The following is a 23,219-nucleotide window of genomic DNA, read 5'->3' as shown; positions in this document are numbered from 1 at the left end:
TCTCGCCAGCCGCGTTCCGCACTGAAGACTCACCAGCACCAGATCATCAGTGGTCGCAAAACTAGCGATAACACCGCACCATAGACGAAAACGACCTCTGAGAAGCGATTCCCAAACCGAGGGACGCGACTGCCCCTCGATCTTCCGTGCCAACAGGCTCGTTCGGTAGACCGCTCCACGGCCGGCGCCGCTCGACGGTACGCCCGGCGAGGGTGGACATGCGATGGCGATGTCCTGGTTGGTGGCGCCGTCGGCGAGCAGCTTGGCGATTTCCAGTTCACGGGGTGACAGCTGGGTTCCGTAGCCGCGGCGTCCCGGTCGCCGTGACGTCTGGAGACCGAGTTCGCGTAGGCGGTGCTGGCAGCGTGCGGCGTCGCAGGTCGCGCCGAGCTCGGTGAAGCCGCGCGCCGCGTCGGTCAGGTGCGCCGCCGCGTCGTCGGGAGACGAGCAGGTCAAGGCTTCACCCCGGCGTTCGGCAGCCTTGGCGACGTCGTAGGGACGGTCGATGTCCTGCCATCTGTGCTGCGCCTCGGCGAAGTGCTCGGCGGCCCGCACCGGCTCGGTGGCGCGCAGCAAGACACCTCGGGCCAGCGCCAGTTCGGCCGAGGCGGTCGGCGCGTCGCGGCCGCACACGTCCGACTCGGCCTCCGCCACGAGTCGTTCGACCAACGCGTGGTGCCCACAGGCCAGCGCGGCCTCGACCGCGACCGGGACGAGGTCCAGGGTCCGAGCCCAGGACCTGAGTCCTCGCAACATCGACAGCGCGGGTTCGGCGATCTCCCAGGCCGCCTGCGGGGGCACCCTCGGCGAGATGGAATCCGGCGAGCGCGGCGGCGATCCTGATGCTCACGTCCACCTCGCTCGTACCGCTGGCGGCCGCCGCCGCGGTGGCGAAGTGGTCGTGGGCCAGGGAGCGCCGCCCCTGCGCGAGGGCGAGGTGTCCCTGGCACAGGGCCCGGTCGATGTTGATCTGTTTCACGTCGGGGTGGGCGTCTTAATGGCGGCACTACCTACTAAATAACGTCCCCCATTGTTTCGGTCTGTCCTTCACCTGCATCGTCGACGTCATCCACACAGGTGGAAGCCACGACAACAGCGTTGTTGCCGCATGGCACACAGCACGAGGGGCCGAGCCCATCGAAGCGGAACCTCCGATCCGGTGCCGCTCAGACCCTCACGAGCACTGAGAGCCCCCACACCGTTGTGGGAGCGTCTCCACTCCCCTGAAGCGGGCCTGACCCGCAGGGCGGGCCCGGTCACCTCCGGGTACCGGGCCCAACGGGCCGAAAGCGGTGCCCGCACACCGTTCGCAAAATTCATCTCCTTCGTGAGCCGACCCTGCCGATCCGGCCGCCGGCTCCCTCCGCGAGAAAGAGGAACGATGAGGACCACAACGAGAAGAAGGCGCCTCGCCGCGGCGCTGGCCACCGTCGCCGCGACCGCAGCGGTGTCCCTGGCATCACCCGTCCCCTCCTACGCGGACGATACGGATACGCCGTCTGCGTCCGACTCACTGACGAGCCAGCAGCAGTACCAGGACCTCGACGGCGTCGTCCAGAAGTACCACCCCCTCGGGGTCTACACAGCCGACGACGGCTCCCTGACGATGGTCGCGCTGCCCGCGGACACACCCCCCGCCGACGAGAGCCAGCTCGAGTCGGAGTTCCCGGCCGGTATGCCCGGCGTCCGGGGCTATGTCAGCCAGTTCACCCAGGACGACCTGGACAGGGCCTACGCCATGAACCGGCCGGGCGGTCGGCGCGTGATGGCGGGCAGCGTCGAGGGGACGTCCGGCTCCGATACACGGCCTACTCGGCCGTCGACCACCGGGAGCAGCAACCGAAAGGTGCATCCCGATCCGGCTCGCGTGTCGAGCTCAAGACGTCCGCCGTGGCCCTGGGCGATCGCCGAGGCGATGGCGAGGCCGAGGCCGCTGCCGCCTTGGTCGCGGGAGCGGGAGGGGTCGACACGGTAGAAGCGCTCGAAGACCCGCTCGGCCTCCTCGGCGGTCATACCAGGGCCTTGGTCGACCACTTCGATCACACAGATCGCCGTGCCCTCGGCCAGCGGAGGAGCGGCACTGGTGCGGCCCGGGCGGTCGGTGCCACCGGTCATCGCACTCGCGCGGGCCGTGCTCACACGCACGTCGACCGGGGTGCCGGGCGGTGTGTGGACCAGGGCGTTGGACAACAGATTGTTGACGACCTGGAGAAGACGAGCGGGGTCGCCCACGGTCTCCACCACGTCGAACTCGGAGTCCTCTGCCGTGGCATCCAGCGGGCTGAGCGTGACACGGTGCAGGCCGCGCGCGCGTATGGTCGCCGCGCTCACCGCGTCGGCCGCGAGCGAGAGCAGGTCCACGGGGACCCTGCGGTACTCGGGTTCCTGGTCGAGTTTGGCGAGCAGCAGCAGATCGTCGACGAGGTGGTTCATGCGCAGGGCATTCTTGGCGACCTGCTCGTCGGCCTCCCGACGCTGGTCGGCGGTCCGGTCGGGATGGCGCAGGGCGAGTTCGGCGAAGCCCTGGATGGAGGTGAGGGGCGTACGGAGTTCGTGCCCGGCGTCGGCGACGAATCGGCGCAGCCGGGCCTCGGAGAACTCGCGCTGGCGGAGGGCCTGTTGGAGACGGTCGAGCATGTCGTTCAGTACGGTGCCCAGGCGGCCGGTCTCGGTGCGCCGATCGGTGTCGGACAGCCGCAGGCTCAGGTTGCCCGCGGCGATGTCCTGGGCCGTGCGCTCCATCCGGGTCAGCGGGAGCAGACCGAGGCGGACCACCCAGCGGCCGACGGCGACCAGTGCGACCACCGCCACGGCGAATACGGCCACGTTGAGGACGAGAAGCTGGGACATGGTCTCCTCGACGGTGTCGAGGGGAAGGGCGACCACATAACTGGCGTCGTCGGCTCCCGTTCCCCGCAACACCCTCCAGTGGCTGTCTCCGGACCTGGCCGGCACGGTGGCCTGCTGCCCCGGAGTCAGGTTCAACTCGCTTGTGGAGCTCGGGAGTTTCGGCCCCGGCGTGTCCCCGCCGCCGAGCGTGCCGCGCTTCGCACCCGAGGCGTCGTAGAAGGTGACCCTGAAGTCGGAGGGCAGGCTGACGGAGCCCGGAACCGGCTCACCGGCCCGCCTGTCCCGGTCCGTGAAGGCCCGCTGCGGGAGGATGAACTCCGTGAGCTGCTGGTCGACCCGGTCGAGCAGCCACGAGTGGAGCACGAGTATTCCGATGGTCTGTGCCGTGAAAACGGCCGCCGCCGCGAGCAGGGTTGCTCCCAGTACCAGGCGGCTGCGCAGCGATCGGAGCCACCGTGTCAATCCGCGGATCACAGGTCGGTTCCGGTGCTGTGGTGGTGCCGAGGCAGCCGCAGGCAGTAGCCGACCCCGCGCACGGTGTGCAAGAGCGGCGGGTCGAGACGATCGATCTTGCGCCGCAGGTACTTCACATAGGTTTCCACGATGCGGCCGTCGCCCGTGAAGTCGACCCCCCACACATGGTTGAGGATCTTGGTTTTGCTCAGCACGCGGTTGCTGTTCTCCAGCAGGTAGGTGAGCAACCTGAACTCGGTGGGCGAGAGCGGGATGTACTCGCCGGCCCTGTGCACCTCATGGGCGTACTCGTCCATTTCCAGGTCGGCGAAGCGCAGGACGCCCTTTTCGACGCCCTCCACGTCGTACCTGGTGTCCGGGTCCGTGCGGCGCAGAATGGCGTGGATGCGCAGCAGCACCTCCTCGATGCTGAAGGGCTTGGTCACATAGTCGTCGCCGCCGGCCGTCAGGCCCGCGATGCGGTCGGTGACCTCACCACGGGCCGTCAGGAACAACACGGGCGTTCGCACCCCCGCCGCCCGCAGGGTGCGGGTGACGGCGAAGCCGTCCAGGTCGGGCAGCATGACGTCGAGGAGCACGAGGTCGGGACGGAAGCCCTCGACGTCCCGCAGCGCCGCCTGGCCGGTGGCAGAGCTCGCCACCTCGTAGCCGGACAGCCGCAGCGCGGACTCCAGCAGCATGCGGATACTGGGGTCGTCCTCGACCACCAGCAGGCGGTGCGGAGCGCGGGCGGCGGGCTGTTCGGCCATGGATGCGGAGTCGTCCGTTCTGCCTCAGCTGCTACTTCGCAGCGCAGTCGTACAGGGTCGTGCCGGTACGGCCCATCATGCCGCCCGATGCCTGGCCACTACTGGAGCTCTTCGTGCTGCCGCCGTACTCCTTGGCCGGGACCTTGGTGCAGTTCTCGCTGATCCAGGTCGATCGTTGCGAGGCGGTGCCGTCCTTGCCGCCCATCATGGCGCCCATGCCGCCCGAGGAGTCGGAGCCGAGGACGTAGCGCAGTTCACCGCTCTTGGTCCACTTCTCCAGCTGCTCCACGGAGGGCGCGTCGTCGCTGCCCATGAAGCCGCCCATGCCGATCACCGTGGCGTCGCTGTCCAGGATGAACGCTGCCGCGCTCTGGGCGCCGCCTTCGACCGCAAGACTGATGCGAGCGCCCTTGGAGTTCTCGGTGGCGTAGTTCAGGATCTTGCGCTGCTCGGAGGTGAGGGTGGTAGCGCCGCCCAGGCGGCCCGTGCCGGATCCGCTGCCGCCGCCGTTTCCGGGGAACGAGGGCATGGTGCCGCCGGATCCCGCTTCCGAGCCGCCGGCGCTGGTCCCGCCCGGCATGCCCTCCGGCATCTCCATACCCTCGGGCAGCTCCATGCCTTCGGGCATCTCGCCGATGCCCCCGCCGGGCATGCCCGAGCCGCCGCCGTACCCCTCCGGCATCTCCATACCCTCGGGCAGCTGAAAACCACTCCCGCCACTGCCACCGCTTCCGCCACCGCCGAACGATCGTCCGCCGCCGAAGGACATCGAGGCGGGCCCGGCGGTCGGGTTGGAGCCGCCCATCGCGGATCCTGACCCGCCCGGTACGCTCACCGCCCATGCGGCGGGGGCGAGCAGCACAGCCAGCAGGGCACCTCCCAGGGCGACCGGCAGCAGCCGGGCGTTGAGCGCGGCCGCCAGCACCAGTCCGACGACGGCCAGTCCGATCACCAGCACCAGCCAGGCCAGCCACCCGTTCCAGGACGGCACCCGGCGGATCACGATCGCGGCCCAGACCCCGCTCACCAGCACGGTTCCAGCGCCGCCGGGCAGTGCCCAGATGGCGCCGGCCCGGTGCGCCCGCGCCAGCGCCGTCGCCAGCCCGGCGGTCAACGCGGCTACAGCGGGGGCGAGTTGGGTGGTGTAGTACGGGTGGAAGGTGCCTTCCTGAGTGGAGTACACCAGGCCGCACACGACGAGCCAGGTCCCCCACAGCACCCACCCGGACCCGGCGAGCAACTCGCCCGCCGAGGTCTTGCCGCACCGGCGCAGCACCGCTGCGACGATCGCGACGATCAGCGCCACACCGCTCGCGGGCAGCAGCCAGCTGATCTGTCCGGCCACCTGGTCGTTGAACAGCCGCAGCAGACCCGACTCACCCCCGAAGGCGCCCCCGATGTTGCCCATCCCGCCGGAGCCGTCACTCTGGCCGAAGATCCGGCCGAGCCCGTTGTAGCCGGTCACCAGGTCCCAGGCACCGCCGTCGGTGCTGCCACCGATGTAGGGCCGGTCATCGGCGGGCCACCAGGCGACCACCGCCACCCACCACAGCGAGGACACCGCGCACACGGCACCGGCGATCAGCAGCCGCACGATACGCGCGAGCCACGGTCCGGTCGCGCCGACCAGCCAGGCCGCGGCGAGAGCCGGCAGCACCATCCAGGCCGCCATCATCTTCGTGAGGAAGCCGCAGCCGATCAGGAAGCCGCTCGCGCACAGCCACCACGTGCCCCGCCGAGTCGCCCGGGAGTGCAGGGCCCGCGTCAGGGCATAGGCCGCCGACACCAGGAACAGCACCAGCAGGGTGTCGGGATTGTTGTCCCGGTTGATCGCCACGGTGATCGGGGTCAGCGTCATCACCAGGGCCGCGATCAGCGCGGTTCCCTCGCCCGCCCAGCGGCGGACCGTACGGTGCAGCACGAAGACTGCGGCAACGCCCTCCAGCAGCTGGGGCAGGATCAGCGCCCAGCCGTGCAGGCCGAAGATCTTGCTGCTGATCACCTGCGGCCACAATGCGGCCGGGGGCTTGTCGACCGTGATGACTCCGGCCGGGTCGAAGGCGCCGAAGAGGAAGTTGGTCCAGCTCCGGCCCATCGACTTCACGGCGGCCGAGTAGTAGCTGTTGCCCCAGCCGAGCGAGCCCAGAGCCCAGCCGTACAGCAGAGCGGACAGGAGCAGGATCGCCCCCAGGGCGGCCGGAGCCGCCCAACGTGGCAGGGCACGGCCCGTGCCCGGCTGACGCACGACGGTGCTTGTCTGCGCCTCGGTAGTGCTGGTCATGGCGGGATTCACTCTCAGGAGGTCATACGGGGATCAGGGGACGGGGATTCAGGACGTGCGACGGCGGAACACGGCCAGCCGCAGCACCAGGAAGCGGACAGCGGTCACCAGGACCGAGGAGACGGCCAGCACCAAGGTCTCGGCGGCCGTCGACGCGTCGGGCACCACGTCACGGAACAGCAGCACCGCGCCGGAGGTCACCAGGTAGCCGAGGACGAACAGGGCTCCGGCGCTCAGGTGGGCGCGACGGGTGCCCACGTCGGGCGCTGCATAGCGGAAGGTGAGGCGGCGATTGGCCTCGGTGTTGAGGAGCGTGAGCACCAGCAGGGAGACGAAGTTGGCCAGGGCGGGCTGCCACCAGCCGCGCAACAGCCAGTACAGCAGGGCCTGTCCGGCGGTCGATGCGATGCCGATGGCGACGAAGCAGCCGATCTGCCAGGCGAGTTGGGCACGTGCGGCATCCGGTGCCAGTACCGCGTCCGGGTGTTCGGCCGCCGGCTCCGGACGGTTCGGCACCGGGACCCGAGCCGCTCCCGACGCCTTCAACCGGGCCATGCGCCACAGCCCCTTCAGGTCGTCGGTGGCGGTGCCGACGACGTCGACACGGGTGTCGACGTCCTCCACCCAGTCGACGGGCACCTCGTGGATCCGCAGCCCGTTGTGCTCGGCGAGCAGCAGCAGTTCGGTGTCGAAGAACCAGGCGTCGTCCCGGGTCTTGGTCAGCAGCGGGCGCAGGACCTCGGTGCGGGCGGCCTTGAACCCGCACTGTGCGTCGGTGAAGCGGGCGCCGTGGGTGAGCCGGATCAGCCCGTTGTAGCAGCGGGAGATGAATTCCCGGCGCGGACCGCGCACGGTACGGGCACCAGGGGCGAGACGGCTGCCAATGGCGAGGTCGGAGTGGCCGCTGGCCAGCGGAGCGATCAGCGGCAGCAGTCCGTCCAGGCCGGTCGACAGGTCGACGTCCATGTAGACGACGATGTCGGCGTCACTGGCACCCCAGACGGTGCGCAGGGCCAGGCCGCGGCCCTTGCGGTCCATGTGGACCACACCCACGCCCGGTAGCTCCTGCGCCAACTCCTGGGCCACGGTGAGGGTGCCGTCGACACTGGCGTTGTCCGCCACCGTTATCTGCCACGGGTAGGGCAACTCGTCGCGCAGCCGGGCGTGCAAGGTGCGGATGCATCCGGGCAGCGCCCGTTCCTCGTTGTAGACCGGGATGACGATCTCGACGGTCGGCGTGCGTGGGGCAGCCGCGTCGGAGGCATCGGCCGGCGAGGGCGACACGAAGCGTCGCCCGGTACGCGGGCCACTGCTGGTGTATGTCATGGAATCCTCTGGCGGTGGGGACCTGTGGGGCGGCTCCCGTACGCGACCGCGTCCTACGGTGCGCGAGTCGACTCTGACGTGCGCAGCAGGGGAAACGCGGGGTGCAAGCTGGGAACTTGCGGGGAGCTCGCTGTCACTCCGCCGACGGCAGGTGGGGAGGACGTCGCTGATACTCACTGCGCGACCCGGGAAGCCGAGGTCAGGCGCCCGGGAGCCAGCCGAGAGATGGCTATGGGTTGGGAGACGGCACGCTTCTGGCGATCACCGATCGGCCCCATCGGCTCTTGCACACGGTCGGACCAGGCTCGTTCCACAGCGGCGCGGACGCTTCCGGCGACAGGAAGCGCCCCTTCCCGAGTCGCGGCATGCAGAGTTCGGTCATCCGACGGTCGATGCCGTCGAGGTAGGCGTCCCGGTCGAAGTCGGAGTCCGCTACGCAGACCTCATCGGCCAGTGCGAGCCCAATGGCCACGATCACGTGCAGATCGGGGAGATCACGACGAGTCAGCGCCTTGTGACCGGTGCTGTGCGACAGCTCGGCGAGTGCGGCGATACGGCGCACAGACGGTTTCCAGCCCGCCTGAAGGTTCAAGTCGTAGAGAAAATCGATGAGTTCCTCACGTGACCCCGGACAGACACCCGTGGACACCGGCACACGATGCCCATCCGCCGCCGATGGCTCAGGCGTCTGTTCCTGATCCCGAGAAAGGTGACGCCGTGAAAAGAGCCCGCTGGTACGCAGTCGGCGCGTGGATGGCGTGGTGCGCGTTTGTCACCCTCGGCTTTGGGCTGCTCAGCAAGGTTACGGATCAGTCCCTGGCCCCCTGGGGTGTGCAGGGACTGCTGCGCTCGTGGTCGTCTCGGGCGAGTTCGCCGAGCACCTGCGGCAACGCCGGAACGCACAGCGCGCCGGCTGACGCGAACTGTCCGGCATTGCCGGACCACGACCGTGCCGGCCGCTCCGGCAATACCGGCAATACCTGCGGCTCCCCCAGCGGCCCACGAAGCCGCAGCAGCTGAGGATTCAACGGACAGGAGCAACGCCCCGCCGCCAGTCGCCTGGCCCACCCCACGTTGCCTACCCCGGCCTCGGACCGATTGGCGGTCGGCGGTGGGTCCCTCGTGAACACGGCTTCGGTCAACGCCCAGCGTGTCGTGCCCAACCTGCCCGCGATCGCCCACACCGCGGCCAAGGGCGGGGCAATGGCGCTCACCCGCCAGCTCGCCATCGAGGGGACAGCGCACGGGATCCGCGCCAACTCCATCTCCCCCGGGGGCATCCGCACCCCCGCTCAGCTGCTCGGCACCGGGGAAGGGGCCGAGAACGCCCACCGCCATGTGCTTCTCGACCGCCTGGGGGAACCCCTAGACGTGGCCTACGTGGCCCTCCTCCTGGCGTCCGACGAGGCCTCCTGGGCTACGGGCGCCAACTTCCTAGTGGACGGCGGCGCCTCCATCGCCGTGGGCGGCCGGGGCGTGCCACACGAGAGGTGACCGGCGAGGGCACGACGTACGAGCGCCGCGAGGAGCTGGCAGGCTCCCCGGGCGGCCGGAAGGCGCGTAGGTAGATTTCGCTGTGACGGTGGCCGCGGCCTCGCACGAAACCGGTCGTCCCGCGGGCCGCCGGAGGAGGATTCATGTCGCCGCGTCGCATCACGGCCTCACCCGAGCAGCCCTCCGGGATCTCGACGGCGCAGAGCGTCCCTCCGGGAGGCCGGACAGGCCGCTCGGGCTCGGCGACGCAGGCCCTTCTCGATGTCCTCGAGGAGTACGTGGCGCCGGACGGCGAGGGTGTGTGGCAGGAGACGCTCGTGGGAGCGCTGCGCGTGCTCGGGCACGGGCCCGCCGCCGTCCGGCAGGCGGTGTCCAGATCCGCCCGTGAAGGCGCGCTGACGAGCAGCCGACACGGCAACAGGTCGTACGTGGAACTCACTGAGGAGGCACGGGAGACCCTGCTGCTGGGTGCCGAGCATCTGCGGGGCGAGGCCGGCCGGGATGACTGGGACGGGACATGGGACGTGTTCGTGGTGCAGTCCAAAGGCCGCAACCCCAGCGCCCATTACCGACTTCGGACCTCGATGCTGCTCAACGGACTCGGCTATCTGGGCAACGGCGTGTGGATCTCTCCCCGGGCCCGTTTCAAGGACGAGATCGTCGAGGCGCTGTCGGCCGAGCCGGGGGTGAGCGTCACGAGGATGGTTTCCCGCATCGAACACCCGGAGGCGCGCATTGTCGCCGAGCGCGCCTGGGACCTGGACGCCGTCGCCGACCGCTACGAACGCCTCCTCGCCGACTTCGGCGATCGAGCTCCTGAAGGGCCCGAAGACTGCTTCAGGGACTGGACCGAGCTGGTCCACGCCTGGCGCGCGTGCGTGCTGGCCGAGCCCGGACTGCCGAGTGACGTCCTGGGACTCGACTGGCCCTACGCGCGGGCCCGCGACCTCGTCGAGGACCGCCGCCACTCCTGGGGTCCGCAGGCGCATGCCTACTTCCGTTCGCTCACCCCGGAAGGCACCGGGGCACGGGAAGCCCAGTGAATGTGACATAACTTTTGTAGATACAAATTTTATGTCACACGTCCTAGAGTGGCGGGGACGGTGCAGGTCGCATGCCGGCACCACGAGAGATCAGGAGCTCCCCCATGGCATCCCTGGAAACGGCGCCCGCCAGCGTGCGGGGTTGGTTCGCGGCTCAGACGTCGCAGGACGCGGCCGGTGACCTACGGGCCGTGCTCGCCGCAGACGCAGTCTTCGAGTTCGCGGGACGCAAGGCGCAGGGCGCCGACGCGGTCATCGACAGGGCCACCTCCATGCCCGCCGGCCGACTGGGCCAGGTCGAGTGGAACGTGCTTCCGCTGCGGGAAGCAGGACGGGTCACGGTCCGCGGAACCGGCCCCGCCGGCGCACCTCTGTCCAGCCCTGGCGGCCCCATCAGCGCGATGGACTTCTCCTTCGACCTCAACGACGAAGGGCTTATCGCCCGGATCACCCCGCACCCCCATCACACCGAGCCGGATGACCTCGCCCAGCCCCTGAAGCCCGGGCAGACCGCGCCCTCCTTCACCTTGCCGGACACCGAGGGCGACCTCGTGACCCTGCGCCACGGGGAAGCCGCCGCCACGGTCGTGGTCTTCACCTGCAATCCCTGCCCGTGGGCGCTGGGCTGGCACGACCGGTTGCAACAGGTCGCCCGTGACTACACCGACCATGGCGTGCGGTTCCTGCAGATCAACGCCAACGACCCCGCGGTCAGCCCCAAGGACTCGGTGGAGGACTCCCGTAAGCGGGTCGCCGCGGGCGACTTCGCTGGCCCCTATCTCGTCGACGAGGGACAGGCCGTGGCCCGCCGGTGGGGTGCCCGGCACACCCCCGACGTCTTCGTCCTCGACGCCTGGGGCGTCGTCGCCTACCACGGTGCGCCCGACGCCGAGGTCGACGACGAGTCCCTGAACGCGGCCTGGCTGCGCAGTGCTCTCCGGCACGTCCTGGACGGCACCGCCCCCGAGCCCGACCGGACCCAGCCGGTGGGCTGCACCATCAAGTGGACGCTGTGATGGCCGCCCCGCGCGTGGAACTGCTGTGGTGGTCGGGCTGTCCCTCCCACGGCAAGGCCCGGGCCATGCTCGCCGAGGCGATGACCGAGCTCGGACTGGACCCGTCGACCATCGACAGCTACCAGCTCGTGAGTGACGAAGAGGCGGCCCGGGAGCACTTCATCGGCTCGCCCACCATCCGCGTCGACGGCGTGGACATCGTCCCGCCCGGAGCGGATACGCCGCCCGCGCTCACCTGCCGCCTGTACCGCCGTCGGGACGGGCGGCCCAGTGCCCTCCCCGACCCGGCCGACATCCGAGACGCCCTCACCCGGGCCGTCACCACTGCCTGAGCTCGCACGCTCGGGATCGAAGGGGACTCGACTCGTGTCCGCGATCAGCCTCTCCTCTCTTCCTCTGCTGCTGGTGCCGCTCGTGATACCAGCGGTCGTCGCCTACTTCGCCCTGTTACGCCCCAAGCGCAGGCTCGCCCGCGAACTGACCGCTCTGCGTCAGGGTCTATGCGTCGGGGACCGCGTCGTGACATGCGGTGGGATCCACGCCACGGTGTCGGGACTCGCCTCGGGCACTGTCCAGCTGGACGTGGCTCCCGGAATGACCCACGAATGCGACAGGGAGGCCGTCATACGCGTGCTGCGACCCGAGGTGCCCCGCTGACCGTCCGGCGCACCACCTCGCCTCCCCGACGCGGTACAGGACCACCTTCTCGCCCTGTATCTACCCGCCGCTGCCAGCCAACACCCGACCCACCCCGGCAGACCCGTGGTCCCGCGGCGTTGGGTGGTAGAGCGGACGTTCGCCTGGCTGGGACGGTGTCGCCGGCTGTCGAAGGACTACGAGCACCTGCGCGTCTGCTCGGAGAACGCCATCTACCTCACCATGGCCATGCTCCTCGTGTGGCGCATCGCAAGATCAGCCCGCTGACCGGCTTTTCAGACGCCCTCTAGCCACCGCAGCGTCGCAGCGGAGAGGGTTCAGACCCACGCCTGGAAAGGTAGGACAAGTTAAGGCCGTTGCGGCATGGTCAGTGCGCGGGCGAAGTCCAGGGAGGTGGTGAAGCAGCGTTCGACCTCTTCGTCGGGCAGGCCGCCCCATGCGTGGTTGGCGCCGGGGACGGGACGGAAGTCGACGCGCGCTCCCGCCGCGCGTAGGGCGGTGGCGAGTTGCTCGCCCTGGGCGAGCGGGATGAGCGTGTCGTCGGTGCCGTGCAGGATGAGGAAGGGCGGGGCGTCGGCGGTGACGTGAGTGACCGGACTGGCCGCGCGGGCGCGGTCGGGGGCCTTGGCGGGGGGCGCTCCGAGCAGCAGTGCTTCGCGTGTCGTGGGGCTGGCGGAGTCGTAGCTGCCGGGCCGGGACTGGTCCGCCAGGGTGGTGAGATCCATGGGGCCGTACCAGGTGATGCAGCCGCGTACCGGGGTGGTCAGGGCGAGCAGGGCGGCCAGGTGGGCCCCGGCGGATTCGCCCCAGGCGAGGGTGAGGCCGGTGTCCAGGCCGAGTTCGTCGGCGCGGGTGTCGAGCCAGGCCTTGGCGGCGGTGACGTCCTCCAGTTGGGCGGGGTGGGTGGCTTCGCCGGTGAGACGGTAATCGAGGCTGGCGACGGCGAATCCGGCCTGCGCGAGGCGGGCGAAGGGACTGGGGCGCCACGTTCGCAACCGGGGTCCCATGTCGGTGCGGGTGCCTGTTCGCCAGCCGCCGCCGTGGATGTAGATGATGACTGGCAGAGGGGCTTGTACCTCGTCGGGCAGCCACAGGTCGAGTTCGAGCGGTCGGATCCCGGCGGGGGCGGAGTAGACGGCGCCGCGCAGCAGCCGTGTGCCCGGGGCGGGGCGCGCGGCAGGCGGGAGGGGCAGCTGGGCGGGGGCTGGAACGGCGAGCAGGGCGGCGAGTTCGGGCGGCAAAGGCATGCGGGGGCGTTCCCAACGAGACGGGCGGCGGCTGTGCGGGCTGCGCCGGGGGATGTGGGAGGGGCGGGCAGTCCGGTCGGGCGGGGGCCGACGTGCGGTTCAGTGCGGGGTGGACGGGGCGCAGGTGCAGCGGCGGGTCTTCTCCGGATCGGCTGCGGGCGGTACCTGGGGTGGTGTTGCCGGGGCGCGGCGGCGGGCGATCCGTGCGCCGAGCGACGTGGCTGCGCGCTCCCCGAGGCCGATTCCCAGGAGCCCGGTGAGGCCCAGCAGGGGCGGTGCCGGTGCCCTGAGATTCCAGGCCCAGAAGAGGGCGCCCATGATCAGCCCGGCGCCGAAGGAGACGGCGAGGTGGCGGCCGAATGTGACCGCCCGAGTGCGGTGTCGGCCCCTCACAGCCGTTCCAAGATGCTCTGCGCGAGCAGGATTCCCAGCAGACCGGCCAGGGCGACGGGAGGGGGAGCGGGGGCCTTGACCCGTAGCGCCGCGTACAGGGCGCCGACCAGGGTTCCGGCCAGCAGTGCTTCGAGGTAGGTCACGGTGGGTCAGGCGCCGGTGCGCCACTGGTGGTCGGGCAGGAACTGCACGTCGTGCTGGAGCGGAACGGTGCCGAATTTGTGGGGTTCGGGCACGTACGGCCTCTGCGGCAGGCCGAGTTCGTCGGTGGGCGTGCCGAGGCTCTCGAAGAACCGCTCGAAGGTCTTTCCCGGGCCCGCGGCGACACCGACGATCCGGCTGTGGTGGCGCTCGATGCGGTAGGCGTGCGGGCAGTTCTTGGGTACGAAACCGAAGTCGCCTGTGCCCAGGAGCTTTTCGTGCTGCTCGCCTTGGAGGTCCTCGACGAAGAGGCGGACCGCGCCGTCGGTGACGTAGAAGACCTCGTGTGTGTCGGCGTGGGAGTGGGCGGGGATGAGGTCGCCCTTGGGGCCTTCGAGGGTGAAGAAGTTGAAGGTGTTCTCGGTCTGCTCGCCACCGGCGTAGACGGTGACCAGGTCGGTGAACAGGTGGGCGCGGTCGCCCATGCCCTTTTCGATGAAGTAGGGCGTGCCGGGCTCGGCGGGGATGCGTGAGCGGGATCGGTACGGGGTGGTGAACTCCATGGTCATGGAAACCTCCGGTGCAACGGGCCGAATGAATGTCAGGCTACCTGACATTCTCGTGTAGGGAACCCCGCCGTGACGCGGAGGTCTGCCGAATCGGGCCGCCCGCGAAGGGGCGCTATGCTCGGCATCCCGTCCTTTTGAGGAGCCATGACCACGCCCGCGCCGAACCTGCCCCAGCTCCTCGCTGAGGCCAAGCGTTGGTGCGACGACGCGTTGCTGGCCAGCATGGAGGCTGCGGGCGAGCAGCCGGTGACCGTTGCGCAGGCGGCAGTCTTCGCCACCCTGGACGAACAGGGCACCACGATCTCCGAACTCGCCCGCCGGAACAGCGTCACTCGGCAGACCGTCCATCAGGCCGTGCACGGCCTGATCGGCATGGGGCTGCTGGAGCAGGCTTCTGACCCCGCCTCCGCCCGCCGCCGTCTGATCCGTCCCACTGGCGAAGGCGTTCGTGTTCATCGCAGGGCCCAGGTCGCGCTCGCCGTGATCGAGCGAGAGCTGGCCGAACGCATCGGCACCGCCGCCGTCGGGGCGTTGCGGCAGGCGCTTGAAGCGCCGTGGGGGGAGCCACCCCTGGTCGAGATCCCCTGAGCCCGGATCCACCGGCTTGATGCCGGTGGATGGTTCACCCAGAAACGAAGAAGTGCCTTGCGAACTGCGGTGATGGGGTTTTTCTAGGACCACATCAGGCACGATCGACAAGGCACTTCCAAGATGCAATCTTCCCATGCCGCGGCGGCGGTCTCATCCGCGTTCGATGACCCGAACCTGATCGCGTACGGCGGGCTGGAGCCGGTGGTGCGGCTGGCCGAGCGGTGCGGTCTGCCCGCGCTGGTCGGGGAAACGGATCCTAGTACGGCTGAAGGGGTTGGACTATCCGTTGTGTGCTTCGAGCTCGGTCGCCAGCGTCTGTTGGGTGGCCGCCCACGACGCCAAGAGCGCCAAATTGTCAGCGGTCGGTGTGCCCGCGGGTGCGGTGTAGACGTTGAGGTGCAGGCCGGGTTCGGCGGGCAGTTCCAGGGACTCGACGTCCAAGTCGAGCTGGCCCACGGCCGGATGGTGCATACGCTTACGGCCGGACCGGTGCAGCCGCACGTCCTGAGATGCCCACCGCTGCCGAAATAGCTCACTGCACGTTGACAGTTCGCCGACCAGGGCGATCAGCTCCTCGTCGTGCGGATTGCGGCCGGCTTCCATGCGCAGCTTCGCAGCCACGGCACCGGCGACTTGGTCGTAATCGACAAAAAAATCTCTGGCCGCCTCGGGCTTCAGATAGACGAACCGCGCTGTGTTCGCGGGCCGTCGCGAATCGGCCAGCACCGGTGAATACAGCGCGCGAGCGAGTTGATTCATGGCGAGCACGTCATAACGGCCGTTACCGATCCAGGCCGGCGCATCGGAGATCGCGTCGAGCACCTGCTGCAGCGTCGAGCGCACCGCCACGGCAGGCCTGCGCCGGCGTGGGCTGCGGGGCGCCCTGGATTGGCGCGCCAGGTGGAACAGGTGGTCGCGCTCGGCCTCGTCGAGTTGCAGGGCAGAGGCCAACGCGTCGAGCACTCCGTCGGAGGCACCGGCGAGGCTGCCGCGCTCCATGCGCACGTAGTAGTCGACCGATACCCCCGCGAGCAGCGCGACCTCCTCGCGGCGCAGACCTTTTACCCGGCGGTTACCGCCGTAAGCGGGCAGGCCCGCCTGCTCGGGTGCGATGCGGGCGCGACGCGAGCTGAGAAACTCCCGGATCTCGGTGCGTGGATCCATCGTGGCCATCCCCCTACCATAGGCCCGTTCAGCCGTACTATTCAGTGGCCCATGACGGGGGGAGTACCCGTTGCAGTCGTCGCGGTGCCGCCATCTACCGGGATGATGGCGCCCGTGAGGTAGGACCCAGCCCGGCTGGCGAGAAACACGGCGGCACCCGCCATGTCGTCGTCGCGGCCGAGCCGGCGCAGAGGGGCCGCCGCCGCGATCTTGTCGCCGATGGCAGCGAGCGTGGCCCCCATCATCTGCGACGGGAAGACTCCCGGTGCTACCGCGTTCACCGTGACGTGCTGTGGACCCAGCTCCCGGGCAAGCACTCTGGTGAGCTGATGGAGAGCCGCTTTGCTGCTGGCGTACGAGTAGGTGGGCGCCTGGGCGACGTGGATGGCGGCGATACTGCCGATGTTGATGATCCGTGCCGGATCATCGGCGGTTCCCGCCCTGCGAAGTGCGGGAAGCAGTGCCTGCACCAGCCAGAACGGCGACTTGAGGTTGAGGTCGAGCACTGCATCCCAGGCCTCGTCCGGGAACGTCTCCAGCGGATCGCTACGCATCGCTCCCGCGTTGTTGACGAGGATGTCCAGGCGTTCCGAGTCGGCCATGACGAGATCAGCGAGGCGCTGGCACTCGTCGTGCCTGGACAGGTCGGCGGGAATTGCTTGGACGTCACCGAATTCAGATAGCAGCTGCTGTGCCTCCGCGCACGTGTCCGCATTACGTGAGCTGATGACGACGCGGGCGCCCGCCTGGAGAAGGCCGCGCGCAATCATCATCCCAATGCCCTTGGTGCCGCCAGTGACAAGTGCGTACTTCCCACTCAGATCGAAAAGTTCCGTGTGAGTGGTGAATTGGTTGTCCGTCATTGGTATCCGTTCCTTCTGTCGTGCCAAAATGCGCCGACACGGTCACGCATTCGGGGCAGCAGCTGAATTGAGCTGATGGAGGTAAAGCTGCAGTGCGTGTCCATGGAGTGCTGTCGGCGCTTGCGACTCACGCCAGGTTGACAGGCGTTGTGCACATCTGGGAGACCCTGGTGATACAGGTACTGTCAGAACCCCCCTTTCCTGGTGCGCTGAGTCCGGATCACCCCGGCTTGATGCCGGTGGATGGTTCACCCAGAAACGAAGAAGTGCCTTGCGACCTGCGATGATGGGGTTTTTCTAGGACCACATCAGGCACGATCGACAAGGCACTTCCGAGATGCAAAGTTCCCATGCCGCAGTGGCGGTCTCATCCGCGTTCGATGATCCGAACCTGATCGCGTACGGCGGGCTGGAGCCGGTGGTGCGGCTGGCCGAGCGGTGCGGTCTGCCCGCGCTGGTCGGGGAGCACGTCCGGCTGCCCGCCTCGAAGGACGGCACCGGCGCCTTCTCAGCGGCGAAACTGATGTCGCTGGTGGGCGGCATGGCCGCGGGCGCCGACAGCATCGACGACATGGACCGGCTGCGGCACGGCGCGATGGGCCGCCTGTTCTCCGAAGTGCGGGCCCCGTCCACGCTCGGGTCGTTCCTGCGCTCCTTCACCCACGGGCATGTGAAGCAACTGCACGCCGTGGCCCGCCGGTTCCTGCACGAACTGGCCCGTCACACCCCGCTGCTGCCCGGCGCGGACCAGGCCGCATACGTGGACATCGACGACACCATCCGCCGCACCCACGGCTACGCCAAACAGGGCGCCGGATACGGATACAGCAAGGTCAAGGGCCTGAATGCACTGCTCGGCGTCGTCTCCACACCCCTGTCCGCCCCCGTGATCGCCGCCACCAGGCTGCGCAAGGGACCCTCGAACTCCGCGCGCGGGGCGGCAGCGTTCGTCGCTGAGACCATCCGCACCGCACGCGCCTGCGGCGCCAGCGGCCTGCTGGTACTGCGGGCGGACTCCGCGTTCTACGGCACCGACGTCATCAACGCCTGCCGGGCCCTGGGGGCCCGCTTCTCCATCACCATGCGGATGAACGCCTCCGTCAAAGCCACCATCGCCCGCATCGACGAGGACGCCTGGACACCGATCAAATATCCCCAAGCGGTCTGGGACGAGGAGGGCCAGTGCTGGATCTCCGATGCCGAGATAGCCGAGATCCGCTACACCGCTTTCACTTCCAAGCCGAAGAAACAGCAGGTCACCGCCCGACTGATCGTGCGCCGCGTCAAGCGCCTGAGCGCCGGTACCGTTCCCGCCGGGCAGGGCACGCTCTTCGACACCTGGCGCTACCACGCCGCGTTCACCGACTCCCCGCTCGCCTTGAGGGATGCCGAGCGTGATCACCGCCGGCACGCTGTCGTCGAGCAGGTGATCGCCGATGTCAAGAACAGCGGCTTCGCCCACGCGCCGTCCGGTCATTTCCAGGCCAATGCCGCGTGGCTCGCCCTGGCGGCCCTGGCACACAACCTGACCCGCGCCGCCGGCACCCTGGCCTCCGCGTTCCATGCCAAAGCGACCACCGCCACCATCCGTGACCACCTGATCAACGTGCCCGCCCGCCTGGCCCGCTCCGCCCGCCGCCTCACCCTGCACCTGCCCGAACGCTGGCCCTGGAACGAGGACTTCAACCAGCTCTTCAGCACAGTGCACGCACCACCGGCCCACTGACATTCCCTGCCCGACCCACCCGAAAGGGCCCGAGACCTGTGGACAGAGTGGAAGAGCTGGGCAGACCAGCGGCCACCCCATGCCCGAATCCGCAACTCAGCCCCAGCACGGCCTGCACGACCCCGAAACGATCAACCGGGAATCAAGCCGGTGGATCCGGGCTCAGTAGTAGTGCACCCTTGGGGCTCAATCAACAGCCCTGCTTGTAGGGACCGTACCCCGCCCTAGGCATTACGAGTGGCCCTGCTTGGCTCACAGCTTGACCGAAATCGCACCCGCGCCCGCCGGTCCGCCGAAGGCAAGCAGCGGATCCGAGAGCTGCGGATCGCCCCCGATGGGCAGGGCGCAGAGTGACGTCAGAGCAGCGCCAGTGACGACACGCGCCAGTTCCTCGCCCGTGCGGGGGTCCCACACTCGCACGGTGGTGTCCTGTTGGCCCGCCGTGGCAAGGAGGCATGGTGCGGTGGGTGAAGCTTGGAAGCTAGTAATGGCGGTGATCGGGCCTTGATGGCCGTGCAGTACGGGGTACGCCTCCCGCTTCGGTGCCTCCGGGGACCAGAGGCGGACGGTGCCGTCGGAGCCTCCGGTGGCGAGGAGGATAGAACCGTCCTCCGCCGTCCATGTGGTCAGGCAGCCGACGACGCCGATACGCCGGGGGAGTAGTGGTGCGGATGGCTGCTCGGGACGGCAGAACCGTACGGTGGCAGCGGCCGAGAAGGCCGTCATCACGCCTTCCGGGTGTGGCAGAGCCGCCAGGGCGCGGACGGCTCCTCTTTCATGGATGACAGACCACGGCTCGCGGGTGTCCAAGTCGTGGAAGGTCACGGTGCCTGAACTAGTGCCGCTGGCCAGGAAGACCTGGTCCGTGCCATCTGCCCGGAACGTGGTCAGGGCACGTGTCCGGGTCAGCCTATGTATCGGCATGATCCGCTCCATCGCGTGGATCGGATCATGCATGCGAAACCAGCCGTTTTCCTGGTCCCAACGGAAGATGTCGCCCCGGAATGTGCCGGCAATCACTGATACCGATCCATTGGGCCACAGGTGGCTGGTGATAGCGGTCAGCCCTGCGGGTGCCGCTTCTTCAGGCAGACTGACCTGCTGCAGTACTTCTCCGGTGGCGGCTGCGGTGACGTTGAGGAAGCGTATGGAGCTCGGCCTCACAAGGCGGGTCGCCCTTCCCGGCATGGGCATTGGGGCCAGGAGTGAACCGTCACTCGGCTCTTCCCAGCGTGTAGCTCGGAGTGATGCAGGGGTGGAAGGGTCCCAGATCCGCACGGTGTGATCGTCGGATCCGGACACCAGCAGCGGTGCCTTTGCTCCCGTGTCGAGGACAGCCAGGCCCTTGACCCTCTTGTCGTGGTCGGCTGCGAACTCGCTCACCGCCGCCCCAGTTTCTGGGTCCCAGAGGCGTACAGGCCCGCCCCGGCTGGGGCCTAGAGCAAGCAGCGTTCCTTTGCGGGGATCTAGGCCGACGGGGTACAAGCAGATGGCGACGGCAGACTCGCGGATGACAGGTGCGGTCTCCTCGCCTGTCCACGCGTCGTAGTTGCGCACGGAGCCCGTGGACCGTGAAGCCGCGGCCATCCGCGGCCTGCCGTCAGGGTCGAGGTACAGGGCGAGCGCCGAGACCCCTCGTCCTTGGCCCGCGACCTGAGTGACCGGCCGTAGCGACTCGGTATCGAGAATCTCGACCGTGCTGCCCTCTCTGCCGACGGCGAGGAGGGGCTGGCCGGTGGGCAGTTGGAGTGCTGCAAGGGCCTTGACTGAATCGCCCCACATGGTTGCCCGGGGCGTTCTGGACAGCACCCCGCCGGCCGAGAGGATCGCAGATCACTAGGCCCTCGGTGGTGCCCAGCGCCAGCCGGGCACTGCCGCCGGCTGTGGCGAAGACGGCCAGGGCGTGCACAGGGACTGAAACGGGGAGGTGGTCGATCCGGCCGCTCTGCGGATCGTAGAGCCACGCGCCGTTGGCGCAGCCGACCGCAAGGAGGGGTTCTCCCTGGTGGCCGGCCAGCACAGCCAGGGCACGTGCGTATGGAGCGCGTCGTACAGGTAGCCCGAAGTCTGTGCCGGAGAGCGGGTCCCACAGGCGGACCTCGCCTTTGGTGTCTCCTGCCGCCACGAGGGGGGTGCCGTCGGGCAGAGTGACGGACACGAGGGAGGAGACTGGCGCGCGGGAGCGCCCCAGTAGGTTTCCGGCCAGCCGCAACTCGTTCCATTGTGGGGCGAGACGCGGCTGTGCAGGTGCCTCACGGTGCTCGCTGCGGGTGGTCGGCCCCGCTTCGTCCACCGTCACGTCCTGCGCGCTGAATGCGATGCCGTCGTAGTCGCTGGCCATTCCGAGGGCGGCCAGAGCGAGGCTGTCGGCGCGTGCCGAGTGCGGGGCGTCGGCGAGGAACGGCTCGATACGTGCCCAGGAGGCCAAGTGCAGCGTCCGGGACATCGGGTTCGCACGGGCGGCGCAAGTCGATCCAGCCGATGGCCCAGCGGCTGCCGGACGGGAACATGCAGGCCCTGCAGCAGTTCGTCAACCAGTCACCGTGGCGGTGGGAGCCGGTGCGGCGGCGGATCGCCGAGCGGCTGGTCCAGGTGATCAAGCCCGAGGTGTGGGTCATCGACGATGTGTCGTTTCCCAAGTGCGGGCGGGCCCGCTCGTCAATGACGGTCCCGAGGCGCTGTGGCTGCACCAGGGTGATGTCCTGCGGTCTTGGCACGCCGGCTTGCATCTTGATGGCCTCCAGTATCCCCTCCACCAGCACGGGCCCCGCTCAGCGGCCGGTGGCGCCGACGTCACCAGCGGGCAGGTTCAGCTGCCGGACGCCGCCTGGGCAGGTTGCCGGTAGTCGGCACAGCTCAGCAGCTGGCCGAGCGACCATCGACAAGTGACCTCCCTCACATCAATCGCCTAGGTCGAGCTGGGAAAGCGACACCACGTCAGCTAGCCTCTAGTAGCGGGACTTCGATCCGATCACCCGCCCAATGCGACACAACCGTGTGGGACACGAGGTTTGTCGGAACAACGTCGGCCAGACAGCAGCCCAGGCCCAGGGACGTCATCCGGGCCAGCCAACTCAGGCCCCGGCGCTGGTAGTCCCGCAAGGTGGCCGTGAGAGCGGCGGGCTGCGCGACCGGCTCCTGCGACTCCGGGGCCGCGAGCCGCTCCCGCAGGGCCGCCAGCCACCCCGTGGGATGTACGTCGACCCGGCGACCGTCGACCTCCGTCGAGCCCGTCAGCGCGGCTCCGAGCGCGTCGATGGGTGTGATCTTGCGGTCCTGCTGGGCGCGGGCGCGGCGCGCCTCCCGGGGGTCGACGAGGACCCATCGGCCGCGCAGCCGCACGACGGGCCGGCCTGCCTCGGCGAGCCGGTCCAGCTCCGCGTGCGTGAGCTGCTCGTCGCCCAGTGCGAACCGCCAGTTGAAGGCGAGCAGCGCGTCGGCGGACAGGAACGACGGCGTGTCCGAGGCGGCGCGGTCGACCACCGGCTCCTCGTCCGGCGGACCGATGACCACACGGGCTGTCAGCGTCCGGGCCAGTTCCTTCGGCCAGTGCACGTCGACTCCGGCGGCGGCGAGGACCCGGGCGCCCGCTCCGAGCAGTTCTGTGACTTCCTCGTCGGCGAGTTCGACGGCGTCCGGCACGCTCGCCGACAGCAGGGGCGTCAGCGGCGGCCAGGACCGGGCCGCCCGGCGCAGTGCGAGCAGGGCATCCATCCGCGCGCGCGGACCGAAACCCTGGCCCCCGTCTCCGGAGGTGCCCCACACCTCGGACGCGTCCGCCACCAGCGCCGGATCACTGACGCTGTGCACCTGCAGCACGGCCCGGAACGGCACGGCAGCGACCTCCTGCGTCAGCTCTTCAAGGCCGGGCACCTCGATCCGCAGCGAGAGCCGCACGCCCGCGTCGTGCCCGGCGGCGACATCGGCGGCCCACGCCCGTTGCCCGGGGAGGTGCTGGGGTGTCTGTGCCGCGTAGGCGGGCCCGCCTGTCACCAGGGAGGCCGCGGGGGAGCGCGGGAGCGTGTCGGCCACCGCGTCGAGAAATGCACGCAGCAGTCCCTCCGGGGTGGGCAGCCGCAGCGGCCCGGAGCCGCCCACTGGTAGGGCGTGCGCCTCGGGAGGCATCGCGGCGGCCAGCTCGCGGATGCGGTCGACGTCCTCCGGGGGCAGGGGGCCGACGCGCCAGGCATCGTGATCGCCGGGGGACAGACCGGGCAACAGCAGTCCCCGCGCGAGGAGTTGCAGGGCGAGCACCGCAGCCGAGCCCCAGAAGACGGCCCCCCGGTGTGCGTGCGCATCGGTACGCGCGCGCGTGAGGACCGGAAGCGCTGCCCGCACCGGCAGCAGGACGGCGGGAACGTCGACCAGCTCGACGCCGTCGCCGCCGGGCAGGACGACGGCCAGGTCCTGGGCGGTCCCGGCCGCGACAGGGGGAGGGGCGCTGCCGTCGGGCCGCCAGAAGGCGACCCGGCCGGTGCGGGCCGGGTCACCGGGCACGAAAACGGTGCAGCAGCGGGCCAGTTCGGAGATCTCTGACGGTGTTGCCGTGGGGATCCTCTGCACAGCGAAGCCGTATTCCTCAAATTTGACTACTGGGGGTCGGGGTCGCCGAGGGTACAGCATCCGGCGGGCAAC

The 23,219-nt window shown here is 69.4% G+C and carries 19 protein-coding genes and 4 pseudogenes; 9 read left to right on the top strand and 14 right to left on the bottom strand.

Annotated elements, in window-relative coordinates; translation table 11 throughout:
* The 6 genes and pseudogenes from IH68_RS0109855 to IH68_RS49720 all read right to left on the bottom strand — a co-directional run.
* Positions 1 to 801 (bottom strand): annotated as a pseudogene (locus IH68_RS0109855) (hypothetical protein); the annotation flags it as partial.
* A 930-nt stretch (positions 802 to 1,731) separates the two neighbouring features.
* Positions 1,732 to 3,321 carry a sensor histidine kinase gene (locus IH68_RS0109845; RefSeq protein WP_078912396.1) on the bottom strand — a complete coding sequence of 530 codons (1,590 nt, stop codon included), beginning with the start codon at positions 3,319 to 3,321 and terminating at the stop codon, positions 1,732 to 1,734.
* A complete protein-coding gene (locus IH68_RS0109840; RefSeq protein WP_030931599.1) occupies positions 3,321 to 4,073 on the bottom strand; it encodes a response regulator transcription factor in 753 nt (250 codons plus the stop codon). Before IH68_RS0109840 ends, IH68_RS0109845 begins: the two co-directional genes overlap by 1 nt.
* Positions 4,074 to 4,104: 31 nt before the next feature.
* A complete protein-coding gene (locus IH68_RS0109835; protein ID WP_051833322.1) occupies positions 4,105 to 6,354 on the bottom strand; it encodes an ArnT family glycosyltransferase in 2,250 nt (749 codons plus the stop codon).
* 48 nt (positions 6,355 to 6,402) lie between these two features.
* Positions 6,403 to 7,680: a bifunctional glycosyltransferase family 2/GtrA family protein gene (locus IH68_RS0109830; protein ID WP_030931593.1), complete on the bottom strand. Its 1,278-nt coding sequence runs from the start codon at positions 7,678 to 7,680 to the stop codon at positions 6,403 to 6,405.
* Positions 7,681 to 7,909: 229 nt separating this feature from the next.
* Positions 7,910 to 8,329, bottom strand: coding sequence for a hypothetical protein (locus tag IH68_RS49720; RefSeq protein ID WP_159403661.1), 420 nt, complete (start codon positions 8,327 to 8,329; stop codon positions 7,910 to 7,912).
* Between the two features lie 425 nt (positions 8,330 to 8,754).
* On the opposite strand from IH68_RS49720, the gene IH68_RS0109820 reads away from it, so the two are divergent.
* The 6 genes and pseudogenes from IH68_RS0109820 to IH68_RS59725 all read left to right on the top strand — a co-directional run.
* The gene (locus tag IH68_RS0109820) at positions 8,755 to 9,174 is read left to right on the top strand and encodes an SDR family oxidoreductase (protein ID WP_324607669.1); all 420 of its coding nucleotides are present in this window, start codon (positions 8,755 to 8,757) and stop codon (positions 9,172 to 9,174) included.
* Positions 9,175 to 9,317: 143 nt separating this feature from the next.
* On the top strand, positions 9,318 to 10,217 hold the full coding sequence (locus IH68_RS0109815) for a PaaX family transcriptional regulator C-terminal domain-containing protein (RefSeq protein WP_030931586.1): 900 nt from the start codon (positions 9,318 to 9,320) through the stop codon (positions 10,215 to 10,217).
* 104 nt (positions 10,218 to 10,321) lie between these two features.
* Complete coding sequence (locus IH68_RS51700) at positions 10,322 to 11,233, top strand: redoxin domain-containing protein (protein WP_051833318.1); 912 nt, start codon at positions 10,322 to 10,324, stop codon at positions 11,231 to 11,233.
* The gene (locus IH68_RS56335; RefSeq protein ID WP_030931580.1) at positions 11,233 to 11,565 is read left to right on the top strand and encodes a hypothetical protein; all 333 of its coding nucleotides are present in this window, start codon (positions 11,233 to 11,235) and stop codon (positions 11,563 to 11,565) included. Before IH68_RS51700 ends, IH68_RS56335 begins: the two co-directional genes overlap by 1 nt.
* Before the next feature lie 34 nt (positions 11,566 to 11,599).
* On the top strand, positions 11,600 to 11,890 hold the full coding sequence (gene yajC / locus IH68_RS56330) for a preprotein translocase subunit YajC (protein ID WP_051833316.1): 291 nt from the start codon (positions 11,600 to 11,602) through the stop codon (positions 11,888 to 11,890).
* A 102-nt stretch (positions 11,891 to 11,992) separates the two neighbouring features.
* Positions 11,993 to 12,074, top strand: a pseudogene (locus IH68_RS59725) (transposase); the annotation flags it as partial.
* 163 nt (positions 12,075 to 12,237) lie between these two features.
* Here the strand turns inward: IH68_RS59725 and IH68_RS0109790 are convergent.
* From IH68_RS0109790 to IH68_RS0109775, 4 genes are all read right to left on the bottom strand, one after another.
* On the bottom strand, positions 12,238 to 13,137 hold the full coding sequence (locus tag IH68_RS0109790; RefSeq protein ID WP_030931578.1) for an alpha/beta hydrolase: 900 nt from the start codon (positions 13,135 to 13,137) through the stop codon (positions 12,238 to 12,240).
* Between the two features lie 99 nt (positions 13,138 to 13,236).
* On the bottom strand, positions 13,237 to 13,530 hold the full coding sequence (locus tag IH68_RS49710; RefSeq protein ID WP_037884678.1) for a DUF1427 family protein: 294 nt from the start codon (positions 13,528 to 13,530) through the stop codon (positions 13,237 to 13,239).
* Positions 13,527 to 13,673, bottom strand: coding sequence for a DUF1427 family protein (locus IH68_RS52900; RefSeq protein ID WP_078912388.1), 147 nt, complete (start codon positions 13,671 to 13,673; stop codon positions 13,527 to 13,529). The genes IH68_RS49710 and IH68_RS52900 overlap by 4 nt, the downstream gene beginning before the upstream one ends.
* Positions 13,674 to 13,679: 6 nt before the next feature.
* Positions 13,680 to 14,240 (bottom strand): quercetin 2,3-dioxygenase, encoded by a 561-nt coding sequence (locus tag IH68_RS0109775; RefSeq protein WP_030931576.1) that lies wholly within the window; start codon positions 14,238 to 14,240, stop codon positions 13,680 to 13,682.
* A gap of 144 nt (positions 14,241 to 14,384) precedes the next feature.
* Here IH68_RS0109775 and IH68_RS0109770 point away from each other — a divergent pair, with 144 nt between their 5' ends.
* Positions 14,385 to 14,828, top strand: coding sequence for a MarR family winged helix-turn-helix transcriptional regulator (locus IH68_RS0109770; protein WP_030931574.1), 444 nt, complete (start codon positions 14,385 to 14,387; stop codon positions 14,826 to 14,828).
* Between the two features lie 282 nt (positions 14,829 to 15,110).
* Here IH68_RS0109770 and IH68_RS0109765 read toward each other — a convergent pair whose 3' ends face one another.
* Complete coding sequence (locus IH68_RS0109765) at positions 15,111 to 15,995, bottom strand: helix-turn-helix transcriptional regulator (RefSeq protein ID WP_199931864.1); 885 nt, start codon at positions 15,993 to 15,995, stop codon at positions 15,111 to 15,113.
* A gap of 41 nt (positions 15,996 to 16,036) precedes the next feature.
* Positions 16,037 to 16,858 (bottom strand): SDR family oxidoreductase, encoded by an 822-nt coding sequence (locus IH68_RS0109760; protein WP_030931570.1) that lies wholly within the window; start codon positions 16,856 to 16,858, stop codon positions 16,037 to 16,039.
* 337 nt (positions 16,859 to 17,195) lie between these two features.
* On the opposite strand from IH68_RS0109760, the gene IH68_RS0109755 reads away from it, so the two are divergent.
* The gene (locus IH68_RS0109755; protein ID WP_030931568.1) at positions 17,196 to 18,584 is read left to right on the top strand and encodes an IS1380 family transposase; all 1,389 of its coding nucleotides are present in this window, start codon (positions 17,196 to 17,198) and stop codon (positions 18,582 to 18,584) included.
* Between the two features lie 252 nt (positions 18,585 to 18,836).
* Here IH68_RS0109755 and IH68_RS52895 read toward each other — a convergent pair whose 3' ends face one another.
* Positions 18,837 to 19,967 (bottom strand): WD40 repeat domain-containing protein, encoded by a 1,131-nt coding sequence (locus tag IH68_RS52895; RefSeq protein ID WP_159403660.1) that lies wholly within the window; start codon positions 19,965 to 19,967, stop codon positions 18,837 to 18,839.
* 1,029 nt (positions 19,968 to 20,996) lie between these two features.
* Here IH68_RS52895 and IH68_RS52890 point away from each other — a divergent pair.
* Positions 20,997 to 21,236, top strand: a pseudogene (locus IH68_RS52890) (transposase); the annotation flags it as partial.
* 372 nt (positions 21,237 to 21,608) lie between these two features.
* Here the strand turns inward: IH68_RS52890 and IH68_RS0109740 are convergent.
* Positions 21,609 to 23,147 (bottom strand): annotated as a pseudogene (locus IH68_RS0109740) (SNF2 helicase-associated domain-containing protein); the annotation flags it as partial.
* Positions 23,148 to 23,219: the final 72 nt, after the last annotated feature.

The sequence above is a fragment of the Streptomyces sp. NRRL S-646 genome (assembly GCF_000720765.1).
In the GTDB taxonomy this organism is placed as follows: Bacteria; Actinomycetota; Actinomycetes; order Streptomycetales; family Streptomycetaceae; genus Streptomyces.
The sequence above is the reverse complement of the archived record's forward strand: the minus strand, read 5'-3'. Positions and strand labels throughout refer to the sequence as shown.

Bases quoted from the DNA above. Each gene is read 5' to 3' on its own strand.
- IH68_RS0109840 (WP_030931599.1), bottom strand. From the start codon at position 4,073: ATGGCCGAACAGCCCGCCGCCCGCGCTCCGCACCGCCTGCTGGTGGTC.
- IH68_RS0109835 (WP_051833322.1), bottom strand. From the start codon at position 6,354: ATGACCAGCACTACCGAGGCGCAGACAAGCACCGTCGTGCGTCAGCCG.
- IH68_RS0109830 (WP_030931593.1), bottom strand. From the start codon at position 7,680: ATGACATACACCAGCAGTGGCCCGCGTACCGGGCGACGCTTCGTGTCG.
- IH68_RS0109815 (WP_030931586.1), top strand. From the start codon at position 9,318: ATGTCGCCGCGTCGCATCACGGCCTCACCCGAGCAGCCCTCCGGGATC.
- IH68_RS51700 (WP_051833318.1), top strand. From the start codon at position 10,322: ATGGCATCCCTGGAAACGGCGCCCGCCAGCGTGCGGGGTTGGTTCGCG.
- IH68_RS56335 (WP_030931580.1), top strand. From the start codon at position 11,233: ATGGCCGCCCCGCGCGTGGAACTGCTGTGGTGGTCGGGCTGTCCCTCC.
- IH68_RS0109790 (WP_030931578.1), bottom strand. From the start codon at position 13,137: ATGCCTTTGCCGCCCGAACTCGCCGCCCTGCTCGCCGTTCCAGCCCCC.
- IH68_RS0109775 (WP_030931576.1), bottom strand. From the start codon at position 14,240: ATGACCATGGAGTTCACCACCCCGTACCGATCCCGCTCACGCATCCCC.
- IH68_RS0109770 (WP_030931574.1), top strand. From the start codon at position 14,385: ATGACCACGCCCGCGCCGAACCTGCCCCAGCTCCTCGCTGAGGCCAAG.
- IH68_RS0109765 (WP_199931864.1), bottom strand. From the start codon at position 15,995: ATGGATCCACGCACCGAGATCCGGGAGTTTCTCAGCTCGCGTCGCGCC.
- IH68_RS0109760 (WP_030931570.1), bottom strand. From the start codon at position 16,858: ATGACGGACAACCAATTCACCACTCACACGGAACTTTTCGATCTGAGT.
- IH68_RS0109755 (WP_030931568.1), top strand. From the start codon at position 17,196: ATGCAAAGTTCCCATGCCGCAGTGGCGGTCTCATCCGCGTTCGATGAT.